Source organism: Paenibacillus sp. FSL K6-0276 (assembly GCF_037977235.1).
GTDB lineage: Bacteria > Bacillota > Bacilli > Paenibacillales > Paenibacillaceae > Paenibacillus_AQ.
The window spans coordinates 5,416,372-5,437,772 of sequence record NZ_CP150276.1 but is presented as its reverse complement, the minus strand read 5'-3'; the positions used below and the strand labels follow the sequence as shown (position 1 = coordinate 5,437,772).

General features: G+C 41.4%; 20 protein-coding genes, 1 pseudogene and 1 other annotated feature. Of the genes and pseudogenes, 19 read left to right on the top strand and 2 right to left on the bottom strand.

Going from position 1 to position 21,401, the window contains the following annotated elements; translation table 11 throughout:
• Positions 1–871 precede the first annotated feature (871 nt).
• From MHH52_RS25600 to MHH52_RS25570, 7 genes are all read left to right on the top strand, one after another.
• Positions 872–1,105, top strand: coding sequence for a hypothetical protein (locus MHH52_RS25600; RefSeq protein ID WP_340005149.1), 234 nt, complete (start codon positions 872–874; stop codon positions 1,103–1,105).
• Between the two features lie 147 nt (positions 1,106–1,252).
• The gene (gene deoD, locus MHH52_RS25595) at positions 1,253–1,969 is read left to right on the top strand and encodes a purine-nucleoside phosphorylase (protein ID WP_340005148.1); all 717 of its coding nucleotides are present in this window, start codon (positions 1,253–1,255) and stop codon (positions 1,967–1,969) included.
• A gap of 258 nt (positions 1,970–2,227) precedes the next feature.
• On the top strand, positions 2,228–3,238 hold the full coding sequence (locus MHH52_RS25590) for a cation diffusion facilitator family transporter (protein ID WP_340005146.1): 1,011 nt from the start codon (positions 2,228–2,230) through the stop codon (positions 3,236–3,238).
• Positions 3,239–3,312: 74 nt separating this feature from the next.
• Complete coding sequence (locus MHH52_RS25585; protein WP_313637844.1) at positions 3,313–3,633, top strand: metal-sensitive transcriptional regulator; 321 nt, start codon at positions 3,313–3,315, stop codon at positions 3,631–3,633.
• A gap of 402 nt (positions 3,634–4,035) precedes the next feature.
• The gene (locus MHH52_RS25580; protein WP_340005144.1) at positions 4,036–6,468 is read left to right on the top strand and encodes a heavy metal translocating P-type ATPase; all 2,433 of its coding nucleotides are present in this window, start codon (positions 4,036–4,038) and stop codon (positions 6,466–6,468) included.
• Positions 6,469–6,967: 499 nt separating this feature from the next.
• Positions 6,968–7,966 (top strand): globin-coupled sensor protein, encoded by a 999-nt coding sequence (locus MHH52_RS25575; RefSeq protein ID WP_340005143.1) that lies wholly within the window; start codon positions 6,968–6,970, stop codon positions 7,964–7,966.
• 67 nt (positions 7,967–8,033) lie between these two features.
• Positions 8,034–8,618, top strand: a complete 585-nt coding sequence (locus tag MHH52_RS25570; RefSeq protein WP_313637847.1) for a dihydrofolate reductase family protein — start codon at positions 8,034–8,036, stop codon at positions 8,616–8,618.
• A gap of 56 nt (positions 8,619–8,674) precedes the next feature.
• Here MHH52_RS25570 and MHH52_RS25565 read toward each other — a convergent pair whose 3' ends face one another.
• A complete protein-coding gene (locus MHH52_RS25565; protein WP_313637848.1) occupies positions 8,675–8,845 on the bottom strand; it encodes a hypothetical protein in 171 nt (56 codons plus the stop codon).
• 137 nt (positions 8,846–8,982) lie between these two features.
• On the opposite strand from MHH52_RS25565, the gene MHH52_RS25560 reads away from it, so the two are divergent.
• From MHH52_RS25560 to MHH52_RS25525, 8 genes are all read left to right on the top strand, one after another.
• Positions 8,983–9,309 (top strand): PadR family transcriptional regulator, encoded by a 327-nt coding sequence (locus MHH52_RS25560; RefSeq protein WP_313637849.1) that lies wholly within the window; start codon positions 8,983–8,985, stop codon positions 9,307–9,309.
• A 15-nt stretch (positions 9,310–9,324) separates the two neighbouring features.
• Positions 9,325–9,861: a DUF2812 domain-containing protein gene (locus tag MHH52_RS25555; protein ID WP_313637850.1), complete on the top strand. Its 537-nt coding sequence runs from the start codon at positions 9,325–9,327 to the stop codon at positions 9,859–9,861.
• 297 nt (positions 9,862–10,158) lie between these two features.
• Positions 10,159–10,362, top strand: a complete 204-nt coding sequence (locus tag MHH52_RS25550) for a class I SAM-dependent methyltransferase (RefSeq protein ID WP_313637851.1) — start codon at positions 10,159–10,161, stop codon at positions 10,360–10,362.
• A gap of 134 nt (positions 10,363–10,496) precedes the next feature.
• Positions 10,497–11,024, top strand: coding sequence for a DUF664 domain-containing protein (locus tag MHH52_RS25545; RefSeq protein WP_340005142.1), 528 nt, complete (start codon positions 10,497–10,499; stop codon positions 11,022–11,024).
• Between the two features lie 17 nt (positions 11,025–11,041).
• Positions 11,042–11,185 carry a hypothetical protein gene (locus MHH52_RS25540; protein WP_340005140.1) on the top strand — a complete coding sequence of 48 codons (144 nt, stop codon included), beginning with the start codon at positions 11,042–11,044 and terminating at the stop codon, positions 11,183–11,185.
• Between the two features lie 369 nt (positions 11,186–11,554).
• Positions 11,555–13,516 (top strand): ATP-binding cassette domain-containing protein, encoded by a 1,962-nt coding sequence (locus tag MHH52_RS25535; protein WP_340005139.1) that lies wholly within the window; start codon positions 11,555–11,557, stop codon positions 13,514–13,516.
• A 27-nt stretch (positions 13,517–13,543) separates the two neighbouring features.
• The gene (locus tag MHH52_RS25530; RefSeq protein ID WP_340005137.1) at positions 13,544–14,212 is read left to right on the top strand and encodes a response regulator transcription factor; all 669 of its coding nucleotides are present in this window, start codon (positions 13,544–13,546) and stop codon (positions 14,210–14,212) included.
• A complete protein-coding gene (locus MHH52_RS25525) occupies positions 14,213–15,538 on the top strand; it encodes a HAMP domain-containing sensor histidine kinase (protein ID WP_340005135.1) in 1,326 nt (441 codons plus the stop codon). It abuts the gene before it with no gap.
• A gap of 182 nt (positions 15,539–15,720) precedes the next feature.
• Here MHH52_RS25525 and MHH52_RS25520 read toward each other — a convergent pair.
• Positions 15,721–16,293, bottom strand: a pseudogene (locus tag MHH52_RS25520) (cupin domain-containing protein); the annotation flags it as partial.
• Positions 16,294–16,536: 243 nt separating this feature from the next.
• On the opposite strand from MHH52_RS25520, the gene MHH52_RS25515 reads away from it, so the two are divergent.
• The 4 genes from MHH52_RS25515 (at position 16,537) to MHH52_RS25500 (ending at position 21,392) form a co-directional block, all read left to right on the top strand.
• Positions 16,537–17,319, top strand: a complete 783-nt coding sequence (locus MHH52_RS25515) for a copper amine oxidase N-terminal domain-containing protein (RefSeq protein ID WP_340005133.1) — start codon at positions 16,537–16,539, stop codon at positions 17,317–17,319.
• A 50-nt stretch (positions 17,320–17,369) separates the two neighbouring features.
• Entirely contained in the window at positions 17,370–18,926 is a 1,557-nt protein-coding gene (locus MHH52_RS25510) for an SAM-dependent methyltransferase (protein ID WP_340005131.1), read from the top strand.
• Positions 18,927–18,996: 70 nt separating this feature from the next.
• Positions 18,997–19,257, top strand: a binding site (T-box leader).
• A gap of 180 nt (positions 19,258–19,437) precedes the next feature.
• On the top strand, positions 19,438–21,117 hold the full coding sequence (locus tag MHH52_RS25505) for a glutamine--tRNA ligase/YqeY domain fusion protein (protein WP_340005129.1): 1,680 nt from the start codon (positions 19,438–19,440) through the stop codon (positions 21,115–21,117).
• A 74-nt stretch (positions 21,118–21,191) separates the two neighbouring features.
• On the top strand, positions 21,192–21,392 hold the full coding sequence (locus MHH52_RS25500) for a DUF2933 domain-containing protein (RefSeq protein ID WP_340005127.1): 201 nt from the start codon (positions 21,192–21,194) through the stop codon (positions 21,390–21,392).
• The last annotated feature ends 9 nt before the right edge of the window (positions 21,393–21,401 follow it).

Below are 21,401 nucleotides of genomic sequence, written 5' to 3'. Positions count from 1 at the left end.
ATCCTATAAAAAAAGGTAGTGAATGAGTGGCACACATTTGAGGATAATGGGATAGACCGTGAGAGATTGTATGAGTTCAATTATGGAACTAAGGAATTAAAGTTATTAAGAGAGTCCACTTTGCAAAAGAAGCTGCCGCCTATCACTTTTTCCTATGTTACTGATATAAAAACGAAAGAGAAATATAAAACGATGGATTATTGGGATTATACATACTCAGGCACTAATATGGGTGAACTCTTTATATGTGGTAACAGTTCCTTTTAACTCAGAAGGGTTGCTAAGTACAAAAAGTTTGAATTTATGTAATCGCGGTAATAACTGTTTCAAATCGGATGAGAGCACTTCAATCAATGATAATGTCGTGTTTGGGACTACATTATCAGTACCGATAACAATAAGGTGAAAAAAATATCCGAACGTTATACTTTTGTACGAGATGTAACTGTCTCAACTGACCATAAATATTTAGCCATCTTCGAGGCATCTTACAATAAAGAGAAATCGAACCATCCATATGAAGAGGAACAGTTACGCATTTATGATATTAATAAACAAAAAGACATCCGAAAGATAAAACTGCCCTATCGTGATACAGCACCCCAGAACATAATTTGGTAGTCAAATACCGTACTTCAATATAGGCCATTCTCATCACGTAATGAGTTCTATATAAGAAATGTGAACATATGAAATTCTTTCGGGAATTATCACCAAAGACCTTATTGAGGCATACGACGACAAGGAAGAATACATCATTGACGTCGCAGATAAAGATAAATATTTTACATTTGTAAGACCGCTCGAGATCCGTTATCAAGGGAAACCAATCAAGTATACAAAACAACCGTCTTTTGAAGGAGAGAATGGATTGGTCTATTGTTCTCTTAAGGATCTGGCGAATGGGATTGGAGCAGGTATTAAAGTTGAATCTGGGACAGTTAAACTCACCTTAAACGGGAAAACAGCAACTGTTGATTTAAGAGATAAGCAAGTTTTTACATATGATGGGACGGCCTATGCACCGATAAAAAGTATTGTACTTAAGTTGGGGCTTCAATACAAACGGGAAGATCTCTTTGCGACGCATATTAATTTGGATTAATTCAGGGATAGTAACAGTTCCAATAAACAAAGATAAAAGCATCTGTTTTTTTATTGTCGAAACAAAAGAATATTTTAAACGTATATTTAAATTCATGGATGGTATAGTAAGATAGTAGTTGAGTAACAAAAATAGGAGGAATAAATTATGTCAACACCGCACAATGCAGCACAAAATGGTGAAATCGCCAAAACAGTATTAATGCCAGGAGATCCTTTAAGAGCGAAGTATATCGCAGAAACCTATTTGGAGAACCCAACCCAATTTAATACGGTACGGAATATGTTTGGATATACAGGCACTTACAAAGGTAAAGAAGTGTCAGTAATGGGTTCGGGAATGGGAATGCCAAGTATCGGTATTTATTCTTATGAACTATACAAAAATTATGGTGTGGAAAACATCATTCGCATCGGTAGCGCAGGTGCCTACACAGATAAATTGAATTTATTTGACGTGGTGCTAGCGGATAGTGCGTGGAGTGAATCTACATACGCCTATGTGCAAAGTGGTGTAGAAGGAGACGTGCAGCTGCCAAGTAAAGAATTGAACGAAGTCATTGAAGCAGCAGCTAAACGTATTAACAAGCCAATTTTGACTGCAAGAATTCATTCCAGCGATGTATTCTATCATGAAGACAACGTGCCTGGCCACAATGAGTTTTACAATGAACATGGCTGTGTATGTGTAGAAATGGAGAGCTATGCATTGTTCCACAATGCGAAAGTATTAGGTAAACAAGCGGCATGTATTCTTACCATTTCAGATTCATTAGTCACTCACGCGGTAACCTCGGCAGAAGAAAGACAAAATTCTTTCAACAGCATGATGGAAGTTGCTCTAGAAGCAGCGATTTCTATTTAAGATTAAGAAGTGAAAGATAATCTAAAACATCTTTATACAGAAATTGTATAGAGATGTTTTTTTGTGTTTTCAAGATTCACAAGAATTATACACTTCTAGTTGAGGCTATACCCTCAGGTTCGTTATTGACAAGAAGAAAAATCCAGATCATAATAACATATGAGCACTTGTTCATATGTTATTATGATCCGGATTTTTTGAATACCACTGCGCGCGCATACAAATACTATCTTGCTGAGGGCGAATAGGAGGTAAATCATGAAGAACAAGAAGAATAATCACAATCATCAGGCAGAGCACGTACACGACCAACACTCCGATCACGATCACGGTAGCCACGATCACTCTCATGAAGAACACGATCACTCGCATGGCCCTCACGGTCATCATCATTTTGATCCTAGTGGAAACAAAAAAGGGCTTTTGATTGCATTAATAATTACGGTTGGAATTATGTTTTTGGAGTTTTTCGGCGGACTGATTACCAACAGCTTAGCGCTGCTATCGGACAGTGGGCATATGCTAAACGATGCAAGCTCCTTAGCACTAAGTCTAGTAGCGGTCTGGTTTGCAACTAAACCAGCGTCTCCCAATAAAACTTATGGATTTCATCGGTTTGAAATTTTGGCGGCACTCTTGAACGGGGTCACTTTATTTGTAGTTGCTGGTTTTATCATCGTGGAAGCCTATGGGCGATTTTTCGAGCCGCCTACGGTTGCAAGTGGTTCTATGATGCTGATTGCATGTATAGGTCTTTTAGCCAATGTCGCTAGCGCTTGGTCTCTTATGAGAAAAGGGGATGTAAAGAATAACATTAACCTTCGTAGCGCTTATCTTCATGTGCTTGGCGATGCTTTGGGCTCGGTAGGGGCCATTGTCGCAGGTTTAGTTATGATGATTTTTGGCTGGTATATTGCAGACCCGATTATAAGTGTACTAGTTGCTCTATTAATTCTTAGAGGAGCTTGGGGAATCATCAAACATACCGTTCATGTTCTTATGGAAGGCACACCGATTACAGTCAATCCATCTGAGGTGAAGGCAGTTCTAGAAAATATCGAGGGCGTTATAAATGTTCATGATCTTCATATCTGGACGATTACTTCGGGCTTAGATTCACTCAGCTGTCATCTCTTAATCGAAGATCAGGCAGATGATCAACGCATTCTTCAGCAAGCCATTCAGTTAATAGCGGATCGCTTTAAAATTCAGCATACTACTATTCAAGTTGAAACTTCGGCTATATCCCATGAGGATATGAAAGTCTAATCATCATTTAAAATTTTGTATAGAATAGGAGGGCTATAGTATAATAAAACTATGAGGAAAGGAGTGATTGGTACATGGAAAATCATACGCACGAGCACGAATCATGTAGCACGGGTGAACGAAAAAGTCATCACTCTGAGAAGACTAAAAAAAACCTAGTTAGCCGACTCAATAGAATTGAGGGACAGGTAAGAGGACTAAAAGGATTAATCGAAAAAGACACCTATTGTGATGATGTGCTGCATCAAATCTCTTCGGTCCAATCTGCTTTGAATGGCGTAGGTAAGCTTTTGTTAGAGCATCATATGAAGAGTTGCGTCGTGGAACGTATCCAAGAAGGCGAGAACGAAGTCCTAGATGAATTGTTAGTGACGATCAATAAATTAATAAAATAATCGATAATATAAAGGGTTCATAAGAATCCTTTTTTGTTTGCGTCAAATATAGTATAGAGTAGGGGACTATCCTAATACACCTCTTGAGAGGAGCTCTTATGATGTCACATCAAAATTACAAAGCGTGTATTGAAGAGTGTATGCTAAAGCTTTATGTTTCGCTTGTGCGAAAATTTGTCGTGAAATGGCCGCTTAACCTAGCAAAGTGTTCTTCTAAGCGGATGAATTTAAGAAGGAGTTTTCTCAGAAACAGGAGTTCTGTTACTGAGAGGGCTCCTTTTTAGGTGCATTGAGTAGAGCTTGTCGCTTGACGTAATATAGGATAGGGGGGTATACTAACATCAAGAAGAGGATGATACAAACAATAGAAATCATAACAAAAGTGGAAGAGGAGTTTATATAATGACTACTGCTGGGGCGGGACAATCACAAACGTTACTACAAATCACAGGGATGACATGTGCTGCTTGTGCAAACCGCATAGAAAAAGGTTTGAACAAGCTAGAAGGTGTAGCAGAAGCCAACGTAAACTTTGCAATGGAAAGGGCCACAGTGACTTATGATCCGAACATAGTGGACGTAAGTAAGATGGAAGCAAGTATACAGAAGCTTGGGTATAGCACAGCTAAAGAAGCTGTAGATTTACAGCTGGTAGGTATGACATGCGCTGCTTGTGCGCTGAAAATTGAAAAGACTCTGAATAAGTTGCCGGGCGTAAGCACGGCCAATGTGAACTTTGCGATGGAAGCGGCTCATGTCGAATATAATCCGGTTGAAGTTTCTATATCTGACATGCAGAAGCGGGTGGAGAAGCTTGGATACAAGGCTATTCCCAAACAAGAGCAAGGTGACCCAGCGGAACAGCGACAACAAGATTTATCCAAGCAAAAACGTAAGCTTCTGATCTCCGCAATCCTATCGTTTCCGCTACTGTGGGCGATGGTGAGCCACTTTTCGTTCACTTTATGGATATGGCTGCCTGATCTCTTTATGAATCCATGGTTCCAATTGATTTTGGCAACACCGGTTCAATTTTATATCGGAAAACAATTTTACATCGGTGCTTATAAAGCGCTACGTAACGGCAGTGCGAACATGGATGTTCTAGTTTCACTTGGGACCTCGGCGGCCTTTTTTTACAGCCTGTATCTAACAATTGTTTGGGCTGTCGATGGTGGGAGCGCGCATCATGGACCAGAAATGTATTATGAAACGAGTGCAGTATTGATTACTCTAGTTCTAATGGGAAAATTGTTCGAATCTTTGGCAAAAGGACGGACATCGGAAGCTATTAAATCTTTGATGGGACTGCAAGCCAAGACGGCTTTGGTTGTCCGCAACGGTGAAGAATTAAGCATTCCTGTAGAGGAAGTTATTGTAGGTGATATAGTTCTTGTTCGTCCAGGGAATAAAGTACCTGTGGATGGTGAAGTTCTGGAAGGGATCTCGTCGATAGATGAATCCATGCTGACTGGCGAAAGCCTCCCTGTTGAAAAGAAAGCCGGAGATTCCGTCATTGGAGCGACGATTAATAAAAACGGTATACTTCGAATCAAAGCAACAAAAGTAGGTAAAGAAACCGCTCTTGCGCAGATCATTAAAGTAGTAGAAGAAGCACAGGGTTCGAAAGCTCCTATTCAACGGGTCGCTGACGTCATCTCCGGTATCTTTGTTCCTATAGTTGTTGGGATTGCTGTTGTTGCATTCTTAGTATGGTACTTCTTCGTAACACCGGGTGATTTTGCAGGGGCCTTGGAAAAAGCAATCGCCATTCTGGTTATCGCTTGTCCTTGTGCTTTAGGTCTGGCCACGCCAACCTCCATTATGGCTGGTTCCGGACGTGCAGCTGAACTGGGAATCCTGTTCAAAGGCGGAGAGCATTTAGAGCAAACGCATAAAATTGACACGATCATCTTAGATAAAACAGGTACAGTAACAAAGGGGAAACCTGAGCTTACCGATATTTTGGTCGAGGGAAACGAGACAGAATTTCTTAGACTGGTGGGTGCAGCTGAGAAGAATTCAGAACATCCACTTGCAGAAGCTATTGTCGCAGGCATCTTGGAAAGAAATATTGAATTGCCAGCGACTGAATCTTTTGAAGCTATACCGGGTTTTGGGATCAAGGCTGTCGTGGAAGGCAAAGAGCTGTTAATTGGTACTCGGCGTCTCATGGACAAATACGGAGTAGAGGCAAGTCATGCCTATAACACTATGTCTGCTCTAGAAGAATCCGGAAAAACAGCGATGCTTGTTGCTATAAATAAAGGGTACGTGGGTATGGTAGCTGTAGCAGATACGATTAAAGAAACCTCTCAGGCTGCTGTCAGTCGCTTGAAAGGAATGGGAATCCAGGTCATCATGATTACCGGAGATAACGAACGTACGGCAAAGGCAATCGCAGCCCAAGTTGGTATTGATCATGTACGCGCTGAAGTGCTTCCAGAAGGAAAAGCGGAGGAAGTGAAAAAATTACAAGCGCAAGGGAAGATAGTAGCCATGGTCGGTGATGGCATTAACGATGCTCCAGCCCTTGCTACTGCAAATATTGGGATGGCAATTGGTACCGGTACGGACGTGGCAATGGAAGCTGCGGATGTTACTTTAATGCGTGGCGATCTATCCAGTATTCCAGATGCCATCTACATGAGCCGTAAAACGATGACTAATATTAAACAAAATCTATTCTGGGCACTTGGCTACAACTCACTTGGCATTCCGATTGCAGCACTTGGTTTCTTGGCTCCATGGGTAGCGGGTGCGGCAATGGCTCTCAGTTCAGTTTCCGTTGTTCTTAATGCACTTCGTCTGCAACGTGTGAAGATCCGTAACTAAATCGGTAGAGGAATGGAGACGGAGATAAGGATATGGAAGAGATAACGAGAATCGCAGTTGCGCCTCCAATTCAAGTGGACCTAAAGGGCTTAAGACTTCAATCGCACAATCCCTTAGATCAGGGCTTACTGAAGATCAACTCATTCCAGTGATTTTGTCATTGATTAATTACTATAAGGCTAACGCCAAAGGGAAAGAGAAATTCAGGAAATTCATTGATAGGATGACGATAGAATTGCTGCAACAAGTGGTTGCAGTGTAGGGTAGGGTAATAATTTTAAGAGGGGCTTCCTTTATAGGAGCTCCTCTTTTTAGTGTGATTAAAGAATAATGTACGAAATACAAAGTTTGTAAAATTAATAAACTATTTAAGTAAATAAAGTGTTAGAATTTATACAAATAATACCTTTGTTATCAAGATAAATAGATGCCATAGGGGATGGCATGGAAGATGCGATGATCATTATATAAACAGAATGAGAGGGTAGTTGATCAAATTATGATCAATCTTAGTTCAGAACGACAACAGCAAGTTAGCTATATTGGGATTACTGAGGCTGATTTAAATGTATTGAAAAGTAAGGAAAAAGAATTTAACTTAATCGTAAGCTCCCTTGTAGATGAATTGTATAAGCAGATGATAGAGGAACCTGAGCTACTCCACATCATTGAACAACACAGTACACTAGACCGATTGAAAGAAACGCAACAGTGGTATTTTTTATCCATAGCATCGGGTGTGATTGATGAAGCATTTATTGAACGACGACTGCTTATAGGTAAAATTCACTCGCGTATTGGTCTGACAACAAATTGGTATTTGGGAACGTACATATTATATTTGGATCTCGCTACAGCTCATTTTGAACGGATATTACCGACCGAGTGGCAACCTGTCATTCATGCGTTAACCAAGATGTTCAATCTCGATTCACAGCTGGTTCTTGAAGCCTACGAAGTCGATGAAAAAGCAAAAATCGAAAACTTACTAGAGAAGCAAAATCACATGCTTACAGGTGTTAGTTCTGCTGTTCAAGAATTAGTATCTTTAATGGTTCAACTAAAAGATAGCAGTGAATCGATAGAGGATTTAGCCAGTAAGAATGCTGATTATCAAGAGAAAACGAATCAAAATGTGTTATATCTCGACAATGAGGTAGAGTCAATTCATCAAGTGGGTACAATGATTAGGGAAGTGGCAGATCATACGCATCTTTTAGGTTTAAACGCGGCGATTGAAGCTGCAAGAGCAGGGGAGTACGGAAGAGGTTTTGAAGTCGTTGCGAACGAAGTCCGGAAGTTAGCTCGTCGCTCTAAAGATTCATTAGGAACGATTGATGAGAAGCTGAATAATATCAATTCCACTCTGTCCAAGGTGAAAAAAGACTCGGAACACAACTCCATGTATTCCAGAGATCAGGTTAAAGGCTCTCAAGAACTAGCTTCCTTCGTGAAGTTGATTGAGAAAGTAACCGTCGAGTTAGAAAACTTGAAATAAACTAGAATGTCTTACATATTGCAGATCGGAATTTAATTATCCATTTCTGGTACAAGGAGCGATGGGCGTGCCTGTAGATCAACATGTGCAAGAAGTTGAAACTTCGACTAGAAAGATTGTGGCAGGATTATTCATGTCGCTGGATGGGGTGGTAGACTCGCTGGAAGCCTCACCTAAGAAGTGGGGCAACGCTGAAATGAATGAGACGATTGCGGCAGGTGTCGCACAGGCAGATGCTGTTCTGATTGGACCACGTACTTACAGGATGTTAGCCCAGTTCTGGCAGCATCAGAGTGATGAACTACCTATGGGAAGATTTCTAAATCATTCTGCCAAATATCTGGTCTCAAGTACAATTACGGAGGACATGCTCGAATGGCAGCCTGCGACACTGATCAAGGGCAAGCTCTTCGAGGAGATTACGAAGCTAAAGCAACAGCCTGGAAAGAACATTCAGATCCCTGGCAGTCCAAGATTAGTGCGATCCCTACTACAGAACGGACTGTTAGATGAGCTTAGGCTTAATATCTGCCCTGTAGTCGTTGGCTCTGGAATGCGTCTTTTTGACGGGGTCACGGATCAAGTCTCTCTTCATCTTGTGGACTCAAAAGCTTACAGCAACGGTGTGGTAGGCTTAACGTATCGCATATAGCATTGAAACACTCCTTCAGAAAATTCTGAGGAGTGTTTTTTGTTTAGCTGTGTTACTTAGACATCGGTTTTGGAGACACCGTTTAAGCTAGGGACATAATCAGCAGCTTTATCGATGTTTACCATCTGAGCCGCTTCGTTGAAATTATTGTTATTCTGTGCATTGTTTTTCTTACTTGGTTGATGTTTTCCCGGTGCTCCTTTGGGACTGGCATCATTTTTGGGCATTACATTCACCTCCATATTCTCATCATAGTATGAGAAGGTTGTTTGAATTTTATGCCAGCCGTTGACAAATGTATCATTAAAAGATATAGTTCATTTAATGATATATCTTTTAATGATACATATAAGGAGGTGACGAAGTGTCAAGAACAGACTCATTGGAAATGGGAGAGCTCACAGACACTGCCTTTTATATTCTCTTGTCTTTGGTAGAAGCGAAGCATGGGTATTTAATTATGAAATCGATCGAAACGATGACGAACAACCAATTTTCAATTGGGCCTGCTTCCATGTATACGACGATCAAGAAGCTGTTAGCCGCTGAATTTATCGAGCTTTTTAAAGAAGAAGAGAATGATGATAAACGAAAGACATATATTGCAACGGATAAAGGGATTGAACTTTTAAGAAAAGAAGTGGAACGCAGAAAAGAAATGATTAGACATGCAGAACAAATTCTCAAATAAAGGTGGGGAATAGGCATGAAGAATACAAAATATGTGACTAGCGGGGGCTTAGCTTTTACGGAAAAAGGTGATATGAAGAAATTGAGTAAGTATGCGAAGAAGGGCTGGCTGTTGGAGAGCTTTGCACCTTTTGGTTATAAGCTAAGAAAAGGCGAGCCACAAAACCTTGTGTACAGTGTGGATTTTCAAATGAATGTCGATGAAGAGTATTATTTGATTTTTGAAGATGCCGGATGGACCTATGTCTGTACTGCCGGAGATGGCTTTCATATCTTTCGGGCAGCCGCTGGTACAGCACCTATCTATACGGACACAGGAACTCTGATCGACAAATATGAACGTGAAAAGAAGACGATGGTCACTGCGGCTTTGCCATTACTTATAGCTATGATTGTCTTTATAATCCTTGGAATCTTAAGCGCGAACGGGTGGTTGCCTGAGATTGTTGGGGACATTAGTTTGTTCCTAGGCATTGCCTCACTGATTATTCTGGTCTTCCCAGGTCTTCCGTACATTGCGTATCGATTCAAATTGAATAAATTACGACAATAGCCAGAACAACTGGAACCAAGAATTAGGGAAGCGAAATCGAGTAGTGTGATCAAATAGAATACGAAGGAAGCATCGATTAGTGGGAAGAATAGCCTGAGCAGCTATGTATAGTAAAGGCGTGTAAATAGGTATCATTAAAGAGGATGTTCTAATGGCCATGAAGGAAAAGGCTGTAGGGCATTCTTTTTTTGGTAGGAGATTTGTTTTGGAAAATAATGACTTTATATACAAATGGCATTATGATAATGGTATCTGATGTACCTGATTAGCGTAGGCGAAATTGAGGGGAAAGTGAAATTGGAGAATAGACATAGCAATTCCGAGGAATATGATGATCCTATTTTGTATGATCAAGAAAATGAAATGCACAAAGAGGAGTTACCCTTTTTATTGAAATGGGCTTCAACATTGGGAGGCACTATCATTGATTTGGCCTGTGGAACAGGTAGAGTAACTATCCCGTTAGCAAGTAAAGGGTATAGAGAATCTTCGAGAAGTTAAGTGTACATTCTAGGTCCGAAGCAATCGTGGAAGGGAAGCGACTGGGACTTGTCAGAATGGAGTCTTTTTGAGCTGAACAATACATAGTTTTGTTAGATTTATTATTCCGAAGTAATGAAGGAGAGAAACTTATTATGATCAACATGGACAAAATATATCTGATAACAGATATCCCCGGTTACTCCCCACAAATCAGTCGTCTTTTATCTATGATGAACTACGCAAGACACACAACATTAGAGGATGTTAAGGATCTGGGCGTAGACCAACTAGATTTTTTAATGGATTCAAAGAGTAATTCTATTGGAGCGTTATTATTGCACTATGCTGCAGTAGAATATGCGTATCAAGTGGCCACGTTTGAAGGAAGAGACTTAACCGAAGAAGAGATATCGATATGGGGGCCAGCACTGAACCTAGGAGACGAAGGAAGAACGATTATTATAGGGAATAATCTGAGCTATTATTTGGACCGACTAAATGAAGTAAGACAAAGAACGTATGAATTGTTCGCAACCGTGGATGACGACTGGTTATATACAGAAGAGGCATTCTGGTATAACAAGCCAGCCAACTACTATTTCATGTGGTTTCACGTATTCGAAGATGAAATCAATCATAGAGGTCAAATTAGACTGATACGAAAAAGAGCGCTAGCTTAAAGAAAGAAGGGACATGAATGGAGTTCATAGAGAAGAGTATAAAGCCTTTATTTAAGAAGCATCCGCTGCTCTCGAAAGTTATCTTAGCAGTGCTAATCTTCGATATCGTTTATTACGCAGGTAAAGAAATTGGGCAATTAGCTTTTAATTTGACTCACTAAATACATATAAAATGTGCCTAACAGAAAAAGGCGAATTCCACTCCATTCTGAGTGAGAGTTCGCCTTTTTATATTACTTGATCTGAAAATAAACGGAGGAGAGTTACGAAGGGGAAATTTGGAACTGAAGGAGCGATAGCGACCGCCTTTGTCTCCGAATTTCATCCACTAACAGCGGTACAATTCAGGGAATTTGGAGACAACAGCGGCCGGAAGTCCAAATGTTCTCCGTAGTTACAACTCCCTCCTTAAATGTATTGTCTCAAGATGATGAGTTCTCAAGTTCATTATCAGTTCACATACATTTGTTAGGATAGGAAACATCAAAGGAAGAGACAAAGAGCGTGACCCAGGAGAGGAAGAGAACGGAATGAAAATATTAGAGGTTAAGAATGTAAAAAAATCGTATACTTTGTATGGTAAAGAAAAGGTTCCTGTACTCCATGATGTGAATTTAAGCTTTGAGACAGGTGAATTTGTCTCCATCCTCGGTGAGTCTGGTTGCGGTAAGTCCACACTAATGAATATCATTGGTGGAATGGACTCTGATTATGAGGGCGATGTCCTTGTTCGCGGAAAGAACTTAAGCAAGATGACCGAAAAGGAAATGGATGATTATCGCAAGAACAATATTGGCTTCGTGTTTCAAAACTTCAATCTGATTCCCCATTTATCAGTCTTGGAGAATGTTACGGTTGCGATGCAGATGACGAATACAAGCGAGAAGGAACGTAATAAGCGTGCTATAGAGATTTTGACTGAGGTAGGATTAAAGGATCATCTGAAAAAACGTCCGAATCAACTGTCCGGTGGACAGAAGCAACGGGTATCCATTGCACGCGCATTGTCGAATAATCCAGACATTATTTTGGCAGATGAACCTACGGGTGCGCTGGATAAAGATACAGGCGATCAAATCTTAGTTTTGTTGGACAGCATTGCGAAAAGAGGAATCTTGGTCATTACCGTGACCCACTCGCAAAAAGTAGCTGATTACGGTAGCCGTATCGTTAAGCTTGAAGAGGGATTGGTTAAAGACGATATTCATTTGAAGGAACGTTCCATGGCTACCTACGATGGGGGAGATGGTTCAGCCCGAAACCTCAGTTTACTTGCTTCTTTCAAAATGGCCCTTCAAAATATGAAGCTCAACGCCAAACGTAATGTATTGGTAGCATTGGGTGGATCGATAGGTATTTTGAGTGTACTCTTGATGCTTTCCTTAGGAAATGGGATCACGAGCTATATTAATAATGAAATTAATTCAAGTATGGACCCTTTACTGGTGGATATCACTAAGCCAAATCCAGAAGCCAAGGACATGAAAGGTCCAGAAGCGATGATGTTACCAGGCGTCACGTTTACAAAGGCCGATGTTGAAACGATTCGTAACTTTCCAAATGTAGATCATGTGGAGACCATAACAACCATTACGGGCAAATCTACTACAGTTTTTGGAGAACAAACGGGTAGTATCACACAATTAACCACCTTAAATGACACGTTTGATAAAGAGACGATTAAAGTAGGGGATTTACCGAAAGAAAATGAAATGTTATTACCAATGAAAACGGCAAGTCAATTAAGCGGAACTGACCAACCGGAATCTATGGTAGGGAAGTCTATTCATCTGTATATTAATGAAATGGATGCTCATCATAAACCGATAACGTTGGAAAAAGAAATTACTATCTCTGGTATTTATGAAACAACGGATCCAAGAGCCCAAATGGCGCCAACAGGATATATTCCAACACAGACACTAGAGCATATGTATACTGATAAAGGGATTACCATTGGCCCGATTCAGGTTAATGCTTTTGCAACCGATATGAAATATGTGAATGGTATTAATGCAGCTGCTGTTGATACGGGCTTCTCAGGCTCCCAAACGGCAGCAATCATGGAGCGTATCACGACTTATGTGGATATGGCTACTATCGTTCTATCTGGTATTGCAGGGATTTCGCTCATTGTATCAGGGATTATGATATTGGTTGTGCTTTATATTAGTGTAGTGGAACGGACTAAGGAAATTGGGATCCTGCGTGCGATTGGAGCAAGAAAGAAAGATATCAAGCGGATATTCTTTTCCGAATCTGCATTATTGGGAATATTTAGTGGTATTTTCGCGATAATCTTTGCAGCGATCATTAGCTTTGGGTTAAATATACTTCTGGAGAATGCCTTTGGAGTAAAGCTTATTAACTTATCTGGGTCTTATATCGTATTCGGATTAGTTGTAAGTACAGGGATTAGTATCATCGCTGGTTTGATGCCTTCATCGAAGGCTGCTAAGCTGGATCCAATGGAATCTCTACGATACGAATAAATACAATGTTGGAAAGGAAATGGATGTATGAGCACAATTCTAGTGGTTGATGATGATTCCCATATCCGCAAATTAATACGATTATATCTTGAAAAAGAACAGTTTTCCGTAGTGGAAGCGGAAGATGGTCAAATTGCATTAGACATTCTAGCGCATACGAAAATTGATTTAGCAATTGTGGATGTGATGATGCCGCATGTAGATGGTATCGAACTGACAGAAGATATTCGATCTTATATCGATATGCCGATCCTAATGGTTACAGCCAAAGGAGAGTCTAAGGATAAAGTCATGGGATTTAACGCAGGGTCAGACGATTATTTGGTAAAGCCGTTTGATCCCGTAGAATTGGTTCTGCGTGTGAAATCGTTATTGAAGAGATATCATGTGACCCCTTCGAATGTTATTCAATTAGGGGGAGTAACGATTGATCTAGGGAATCTAACAGTAACTAATGCCGATCAAACGGTTGAATTAAAAAAGAAGGAATGTGAATTGTTATTTGCTTTGGCGGGTTCGCCAAGGCAAATCTTCACACGTACTCAGCTAATAGAAAATATATGGGGAATGGATTATGAAGGTGATGAGCGGACGGTTGATGTGCATATCAAACGCTTAAGAGAACGTCTTGAGCCTATCCCTCAGTTCATCATTTCTACAGTAAGAGGACTTGGATATCGTCTGGAGCTAGCCTAGATGGTGAGAAAAAGTCTGCGTCTTCGAATCGTTGCTACATTCATTGGTATTGTTTTAACCAGTTTAATTTTATCCTTTATATTATTTATGCAGTTTTCAGAGAACAATAATACCCCAAACCATATGTTCATTAGTATTGCTGAAGATATAGCAAAGGTGATAAATCTAATAGATGACCCGGAAAAAGTAAATGCGTTTCGAGATCTTCTTAATAGATTTAGTATAGATATAGCAATCGTTAATGAGCCGAGTGACGCTGTCTTTTCGTTAGATAAGGAAAAAATATCTACCTTATTCAATACAAACACAACGGATGCGGTTTTTCTATCTGGTAAGGGCGGACTTGCTATCGTAGGGATTCCCAAGATAGATGATGAGAAAGGTGCATTCATTATCAAAATTGATTTTTCATCGATTGTAAGGGGGGTGAGAATTACGCTCCTGTTTACACTATTAGCTGTACTAGTCATCGGAAGCTTGCTTATCCTGTTCATGTCCGGGTACATTGTGAAGCCGATCAAAAAGCTGACTGTTGCAGCTAAGGAAATGGCATCAGGCGATTTATCTGTCCGATTGACTTATCGTAATAAAGATGAATTTGGTGAACTGATGGAGAGCTTTAATCGTATGGCAAGTGAGCTGCAGAAAATGGACTCTGTTCGTGACGATTTTGTCAGCAATGTTTCCCATGAAATGCAGTCACCACTTACATCGATTAGAGGGTTTACAAGAGCGCTGCAAGATGGTGTCATCCCATTAGAAGAGCAAAAAGAGCATTTGGATATTATCTATGAGGAAACATTGCGCCTATCTAGACTTAGTGATAATCTGCTCCGATTAGCCTCACTCGATTCGGAACACCATCCGGTTAATCTCACCACATTCCAATTAGACGAACAATTAAGAAGAACGATCGTATTAGCGGAACCTCAGTGGGCACGGAAAGATATTATGATTGAATTGGATTTATTACCTTGCGGGATTACGGTGGATAAAGATTTATTTGATCAGGTCTGGCAGAATTTAATAAATAATGCCATAAAATATACGGGGCAAGAGGGCACCATTCATGTTGAAATTGAGATGTCCGCGCAATTTGTGAAGGTATATATTAAAGATTCTGGAAAAGGCATACCTGAGGAAGCACTTCCGCTTATCTTTGATCGATTCTATATGGTGGAGAAGGCGCGGAGCAGCGCTCTTAAAGGGAATGGACTTGGACTTTCCATTGTGATGAAAATTCTAAAGATACATGATTGTAAAATTGAAGTGGAGAGTAAAGTCGGAGAAGGAACCCAGTTTATTGTAACGATCCCTAGACCCTAAACCACATACTAAGCAAGCCAAAGTTATTATAACGATGGCTTGTGTTAATAAATAGAAATAGATAGGACTAATGGTTCTCGTAAGAGAGGCTGTTAGTCTTTTTTTAACCCATAGATATGATTTGAAAGATCTGCGCGCATTATTAAACCATATGAATGGTTAATGGGCTGAAGAGATGCGCTGTTAGCCGAAAGAACTTCTTTTGGAGTATGGGCAAACCAATCGGAAATAGATAAGGTATTCAGATCAGAGAAGCTTCCGCTGTCGAAGATAAGCAGAAATTCACAGCCTTCTTCAAGACCTTGTATAGAATGGGGGATACCTGGTGGGAAATACCGTAGATCACCTGGCCCCACATCTGCAATGAAGTTTCGACCATTTTGATCCATGGCAGTTATTCGAGCGCGGCCTAACAGCATATAGGACCATTCTGCTTGTTGATGCCAATGGAGTTCACGCACTCCACCAGGTGTTAGGCTCATGTTAACGCCAGCTAGTGTAGTGGCGATGGGGAGGTCCCGGACCGTCACTTCTCTCGACCAGCCACCATGACTAAGTTGCATGTGTGCATCAGAGAAAGAAAATTTTAGATTGGGAAGAAGACCTGCATCGGTCACAGGAGGGACAAACATGTCTGGATTCTCCAAATCCCGCATGATACCACGTGGTCCTTTATCTAATCCCCCTGCGCCATCGCTTCGAATGGGCTGGGGGATGTTTGTCTTTTTTGGCGAATCCTGTCCAGCTGCAGTCATCCAGCGCACTCCTTTCCTGATTCTTAATAACTTAATGAAAATATATGTGGAATGCTGTCTTTTATGATGAATAGCAAAAGTGGAACAAGTTGACATGTGCAAGGGGATCATTGATTATTACTAATAGAGGTTAAAGGTTCTAGACGGAGTATAAAGGGAGAGGGGTTTGAGATCAATCAGATCAAGGAGTCCTTACAACGATTAGGAAAGATAAAGGCTTATCTAATAGGTTTGTTAGTGGTTATGTTTGCCGCCGGTTCTGCTGTTATACCTTCATCGGTATCGGCAGCTGCCCAGTTAGGGACTCAGGTAATGCCATTGTCATACGGCGGGTATTACGTCCTTTTTCCAGGTAAACTCGCCCCTTATTTTAAATCAGGTAAATTAATGCTGCCGATTCGGGCTTTCTCCAATGCGATTGGTGCAGATTTGCTCTATGATGCACTAACGAAGAGTATTACTGTTTCACTACTGGACCGATCGGTAGGGAAGATTAAAGCAGGGCAACTCGAGGCAGAATTTAATGGGGAGACAGAAGATTCGTTAGGGATTGCCCCAGAGATAAAGGACGGAATCCTGTTTGTTCCAGCGTCCCCTATTCTAGAGGGGTTAAAGTCGTTTCGCTGGGAAACTCAGTTCAATAACGTGAATAAATTAACCCTTGGCATTGGCGCTAGAAAAGGGGAGGAATGGGCGAAGCCAGAGGCGGATCGTGCGCTTGCCCCTTACCCAGTGGAAACGACAGCACATCCGTATCCGTTATATCCTTTTATGCTAACACAGGCTCAATCTGGGAAAGAATATAGACTAACCTTAGGTGTGCAAAATACCTCCGGATTCGTCATCCCTAAAGGAAATGCGGAACTGGAGCTGGTGAGTGTGGACAGTAAAGGGAATTCTTACTACCAAACGTTGAAAGGACCCGATTCGCTGACCTCGAAGGCTGCATTGTTATCATTTTCTGTTTCCATTCCCGCAGAGGCTGAATATGTCATTTTCAGGTCACGTACATTGAGAACAGAATAAGTATCATAGAGTGTTCTAACAAGATATACAGAGAGCAGGTTAAAAAATAGATGACAGGTAACGAAGTGCAGAAATATCGCTTCAGTGAAGCACCCATTTGGGAATTGCAGCGGGCTTATTATGAAGAACAGGGATTAAAGGCTTGGAATAATGATCAGGTCCCACAGTATATTACGAGTAATCCTATGATTGCGACAGCATATGCAGAAATGATCTTCGGATTCCTTCAAGATCGGGCTGGACAAGGACATCTCTCTGAAACAGTCACCATACTGGAACTGGGAGCGGGAGCGGGCCGATTAGCGTTCCATATCCTTAAGAATCTATGCGAAATCATTGATTACGCGGGGATTCAGCTTCCTCCTTTTCGTTATGTAATGAGTGATTTGCCGACTAAAAATATAACCAGCTGGCAGCAGCACTCGAGCTTACTTCCATTCGTAGAGCAGGGGATACTGGATTTCGCACGTTTTGATGCTGTACAGGATACTGAACTGCATTTAGTTCACGCTAAACTCAGCATCAGGCCCGGTGATTTACAGCAACCGCTGCTGCTTGTAGCGAATTATTTTTTTGACAGTATCCCACAGGAATTGATTTATGTGGATGAAGGGAAGATATATGAATGTGAGGTATCGATTCAGTATTCAGAGGATGCAGATTCGGATAACCCTTCAGATGTACTTGGCAAAATCATCCCACAGTATCATTATCGTCGTGCGGCTAGTTACGAAAAAGAGACCTATCCTTATCACGATGTTATAAAGCTCTATCAGCAGAAGCTGGAGGATTCGCATATTCTGTTTCCGGTCGTGGGGCTTACTTGTCTGGAGCGGCTTGCGAGGTTGTCTACAGAAGGTTTCGTTCTACTTACAGCGGATAAGGGAGATCACCGTATAGAGAATTGGGAATTTGCGGAGCCGCCTATGCTTATTCATCACGGAAGTTTCTCCTTAACGGCGAACTATCATGCGATTCAGTATACGTTGGAGCAAAAAGGGGCTCACTCCTTATTTACCGCTCATCATTATAAAAACTTGAACATCGGATGTATTCTTATGCTGGATTCGCCGATGAAATATACGAACACTCGGTTAGGTTACAAGCGATTTATAGAGCGTTTTGGCCCGGACGATTTCTTCAGTATGAAGGAATGGATGGATCAGCAATTAGAAACAATGGGGCTGCAGCAAATTTTGGCCTTTTGGCGATTAGGCGGGTACGATGCGGAATGGTTTATCCACAGTGCTGAACAGATTTCGGAGCTGCTGCCCGATGCCAGTGATGAAGAAATGCTGGATCTTCAGCGAGGCATACAGTTAATGTGGACAGGCTACTATCCGATGGAACAAAGTTATGACCTATCGCTAGACGCTGGATTACTGCTGTATGAAATGGATAAGTTCGAGGATGCGTTAGTCTACTTAGAGCGGTCTATGCATGCCAATACGGAAGAACCTATAGCCGCCGTGCTGTATAGTATGGCGATTAGTAACTACGAGCTTGGAGCTGAAGCTGCTGCACTGGAATACGCGCGTAGAGCTTTGGCTGTAGAGCCGGATAATGAAGTAGTGTTGGAACTGATAACGGCTCTGAGCGAGGAATAGAGAACACGCCTGTTCGGAGAACAAGCACCATTTACACAGGACCATCTATTTGGTATCCTATACAAAATAATTAAACGCGATGACGAGAAGAGTAAATAAAATCATTCCTTCACAGAGAGCCCTGGATGATGAGAACGGGGTAAGGGGGATTTTATCGAAACAAGCCTCTGAGCGGCATATCGGAACCGGAAGAAGGGGATGGTATGACGGGAGCTCCTGTTATAGAGCTAGAGTATAAGCACTGTGTAAGATGCATTGCCGTACTTGATGAGATTAATATGGCGACATATTAATGAACCTGGGGTGGTACCGCGAGAATTTCGTCCCCAAGACCATAAGTCTTGGAGGTGGGGTTCTTTTTATTTAAATATAAGAAAGTATAAGTTTCACACTATACTTTATCCTTATATTTCTCGCTTAAACGCTTATCGTCCTTATAAGGACGCCGAAGGCGTTTATGCTTGTGCAGAATAATCAGGCGGATATCACTTATAAACAGGAGGTAACACCAATGAACAAAACATCAGAAGTAGTGTCAGAAAGTTACATCGACAGATTTATTCAAGAAGAACTTGAGGCGGGAGCTTACAGTAGAGACATTTGCACCAGATTCCCACCAGAACCTAACGGATATCTGCATATTGGCAGTGCGTATGCCATTCACACGAATTATACAACTGCGAAAAAGTATGGCGGAAAGTTCCACTTGCGGTTCGATGACACCAATCCTTTAAAAGAGGATCTAGAGTACGTAAATGCTATTCGCGAAGATATGCTATGGATGGGCTACCCACCAGACCATACTTTCTACGGATCAGACTATTCGGAAAAAATATACAATAGCGCGGTAAAGCTAATCCGAAAAGGAAAAGCCTACGTCTGCGATTTATCACCTGAAGAGGTGTCAGCTTATAGAGGAACGCTTACGGAGCCGGGAAAAAACAGCCCTTATCGGGAGCGTTCTGTGGAAGAGAATTTGAAGTTATTCACGGAGATGAGGAATGGAGCCTATCCGACGGGAGCCAGAGTATTACGGGCCAAAATAGATATGAGCTCACCTAATATCAACTTGCGTGACCCGGTGATTTATAGAATCATTCATGCGGAGCATTATAGAACGGGCAACGATTGGTGCATCTATCCGATGTATGACTTCGCCCATCCTATACAAGACGCTATAGAAGGCATTACGCATTCCTTATGCTCGATTGAGTTCAAGGATCATCGACCACTGTATGAGTGGGTGCTGAATGAGCTGGATACCCCTGAGGCTCCTAAGCAAAGGGAATTCGGACGGGTGAACATCACAGGCGTAGTCACTAGCAAACGGTATATCAGACAACTAGTTACAGGACAATATGTGGACGGATGGGATGATCCAAGACTTCCAACGCTTCGCGGACTCCGGAGAAGAGGTTTTACGCCTGAGAGTATTCGGAATTTTGTGAAGGAAATCGGATTTGTCAGACATAGCACCATTGTGGATATTGCGATGTTAGAGCATGCGCTTAGACAAGATTTGAAGGCGAAAGCACCTAGCGTGATGGCCCTTCTCAAGCCTTTAAAAGTGGTCATTACTAACTATCCTGAGGAACATAGCGAATGGCTGACGATTGAGAATAACAGCGAAGATAAGATGTTTGGGGATAGAGAAGTTCCTTTTTCACGAACGCTTTATATTGAACAAGAGGATTTCATGGAGGAGCCACCTAAAGGTTATCACAGGCTTACTATTGGTAACGAGGTAAGGCTAAAGGGTGCTTATTTCTTGAAGTGCAATGAGGTGATCAAGGACGAAGCAACCGGAGAAATTATAGAGCTTCGCTGCACCTACGATCCGAGAACGAAGAGTGGAAGTGGATTTAATGAACGTAAGGTCAAAGCGACCATCCACTGGGTATCGGCAGAACACGCTATCAAAGCGGAAGTTCATCTATATGAGCGGCTGCTAAAAGATAACGATGGTCCTAAAGAAGACGATGAGCGCTGGGACGCGTATCTTAATCCGGACTCCCTAACGGTCCTGAAGGATTGTTTGCTTGAACCTTCCATGGGAAGCGCGCTTCCAGAAGATAAATTTCAATTCATCCGGCATGGATTCTTCTGTGTGGATAAGAAGTATACCACACCAGATAAGCTGGTACTGAATCGAATTGTGCCGCTGAAGGACACATGGAAGAAGAATTCGTAATCCACAGCACATCCTTTCTCCACAATTATTCTTTATGATAAAGAGGTCATAATGAATTTCAAGGAGGTAAAGCTATGAATTGGTCTTGGTTAATCACATTGATCTGCCCTTTAATGATGCTATTTATGATGTTCGGACTGGGCGGGAAACATGGACACGGACATGGATCAAGAAAGCAAGCGTCACCTGATTATCAGGAGATTCAGAAAGAATTGAATGATCTGAAAATACAGAATGAACAAATGAGAAGAGATATTCAAAGTCTCACTTCATAAACAGGTCGT

Bases quoted from the DNA above. Each gene is read 5' to 3' on its own strand.
- deoD (WP_340005148.1), top strand. From the start codon at position 1,253: ATGTCAACACCGCACAATGCAGCACAAAATGGTGAAATCGCCAAAACA.
- MHH52_RS25590 (WP_340005146.1), top strand. From the start codon at position 2,228: ATGAAGAACAAGAAGAATAATCACAATCATCAGGCAGAGCACGTACAC.
- MHH52_RS25585 (WP_313637844.1), top strand. From the start codon at position 3,313: ATGGAAAATCATACGCACGAGCACGAATCATGTAGCACGGGTGAACGA.
- MHH52_RS25580 (WP_340005144.1), top strand. From the start codon at position 4,036: ATGACTACTGCTGGGGCGGGACAATCACAAACGTTACTACAAATCACA.
- MHH52_RS25575 (WP_340005143.1), top strand. From the start codon at position 6,968: ATGATCAATCTTAGTTCAGAACGACAACAGCAAGTTAGCTATATTGGG.
- MHH52_RS25565 (WP_313637848.1), bottom strand. From the start codon at position 8,845: ATGCCCAAAAATGATGCCAGTCCCAAAGGAGCACCGGGAAAACATCAA.
- MHH52_RS25555 (WP_313637850.1), top strand. From the start codon at position 9,325: ATGAAGAATACAAAATATGTGACTAGCGGGGGCTTAGCTTTTACGGAA.
- MHH52_RS25545 (WP_340005142.1), top strand. From the start codon at position 10,497: ATGATCAACATGGACAAAATATATCTGATAACAGATATCCCCGGTTAC.
- MHH52_RS25540 (WP_340005140.1), top strand. From the start codon at position 11,042: ATGGAGTTCATAGAGAAGAGTATAAAGCCTTTATTTAAGAAGCATCCG.
- MHH52_RS25535 (WP_340005139.1), top strand. From the start codon at position 11,555: ATGAAAATATTAGAGGTTAAGAATGTAAAAAAATCGTATACTTTGTAT.
- MHH52_RS25530 (WP_340005137.1), top strand. From the start codon at position 13,544: ATGAGCACAATTCTAGTGGTTGATGATGATTCCCATATCCGCAAATTA.
- MHH52_RS25525 (WP_340005135.1), top strand. From the start codon at position 14,213: ATGGTGAGAAAAAGTCTGCGTCTTCGAATCGTTGCTACATTCATTGGT.
- MHH52_RS25515 (WP_340005133.1), top strand. From the start codon at position 16,537: ATGTTTGCCGCCGGTTCTGCTGTTATACCTTCATCGGTATCGGCAGCT.
- MHH52_RS25510 (WP_340005131.1), top strand. From the start codon at position 17,370: ATGACAGGTAACGAAGTGCAGAAATATCGCTTCAGTGAAGCACCCATT.
- MHH52_RS25505 (WP_340005129.1), top strand. From the start codon at position 19,438: ATGAACAAAACATCAGAAGTAGTGTCAGAAAGTTACATCGACAGATTT.
- MHH52_RS25500 (WP_340005127.1), top strand. From the start codon at position 21,192: ATGAATTGGTCTTGGTTAATCACATTGATCTGCCCTTTAATGATGCTA.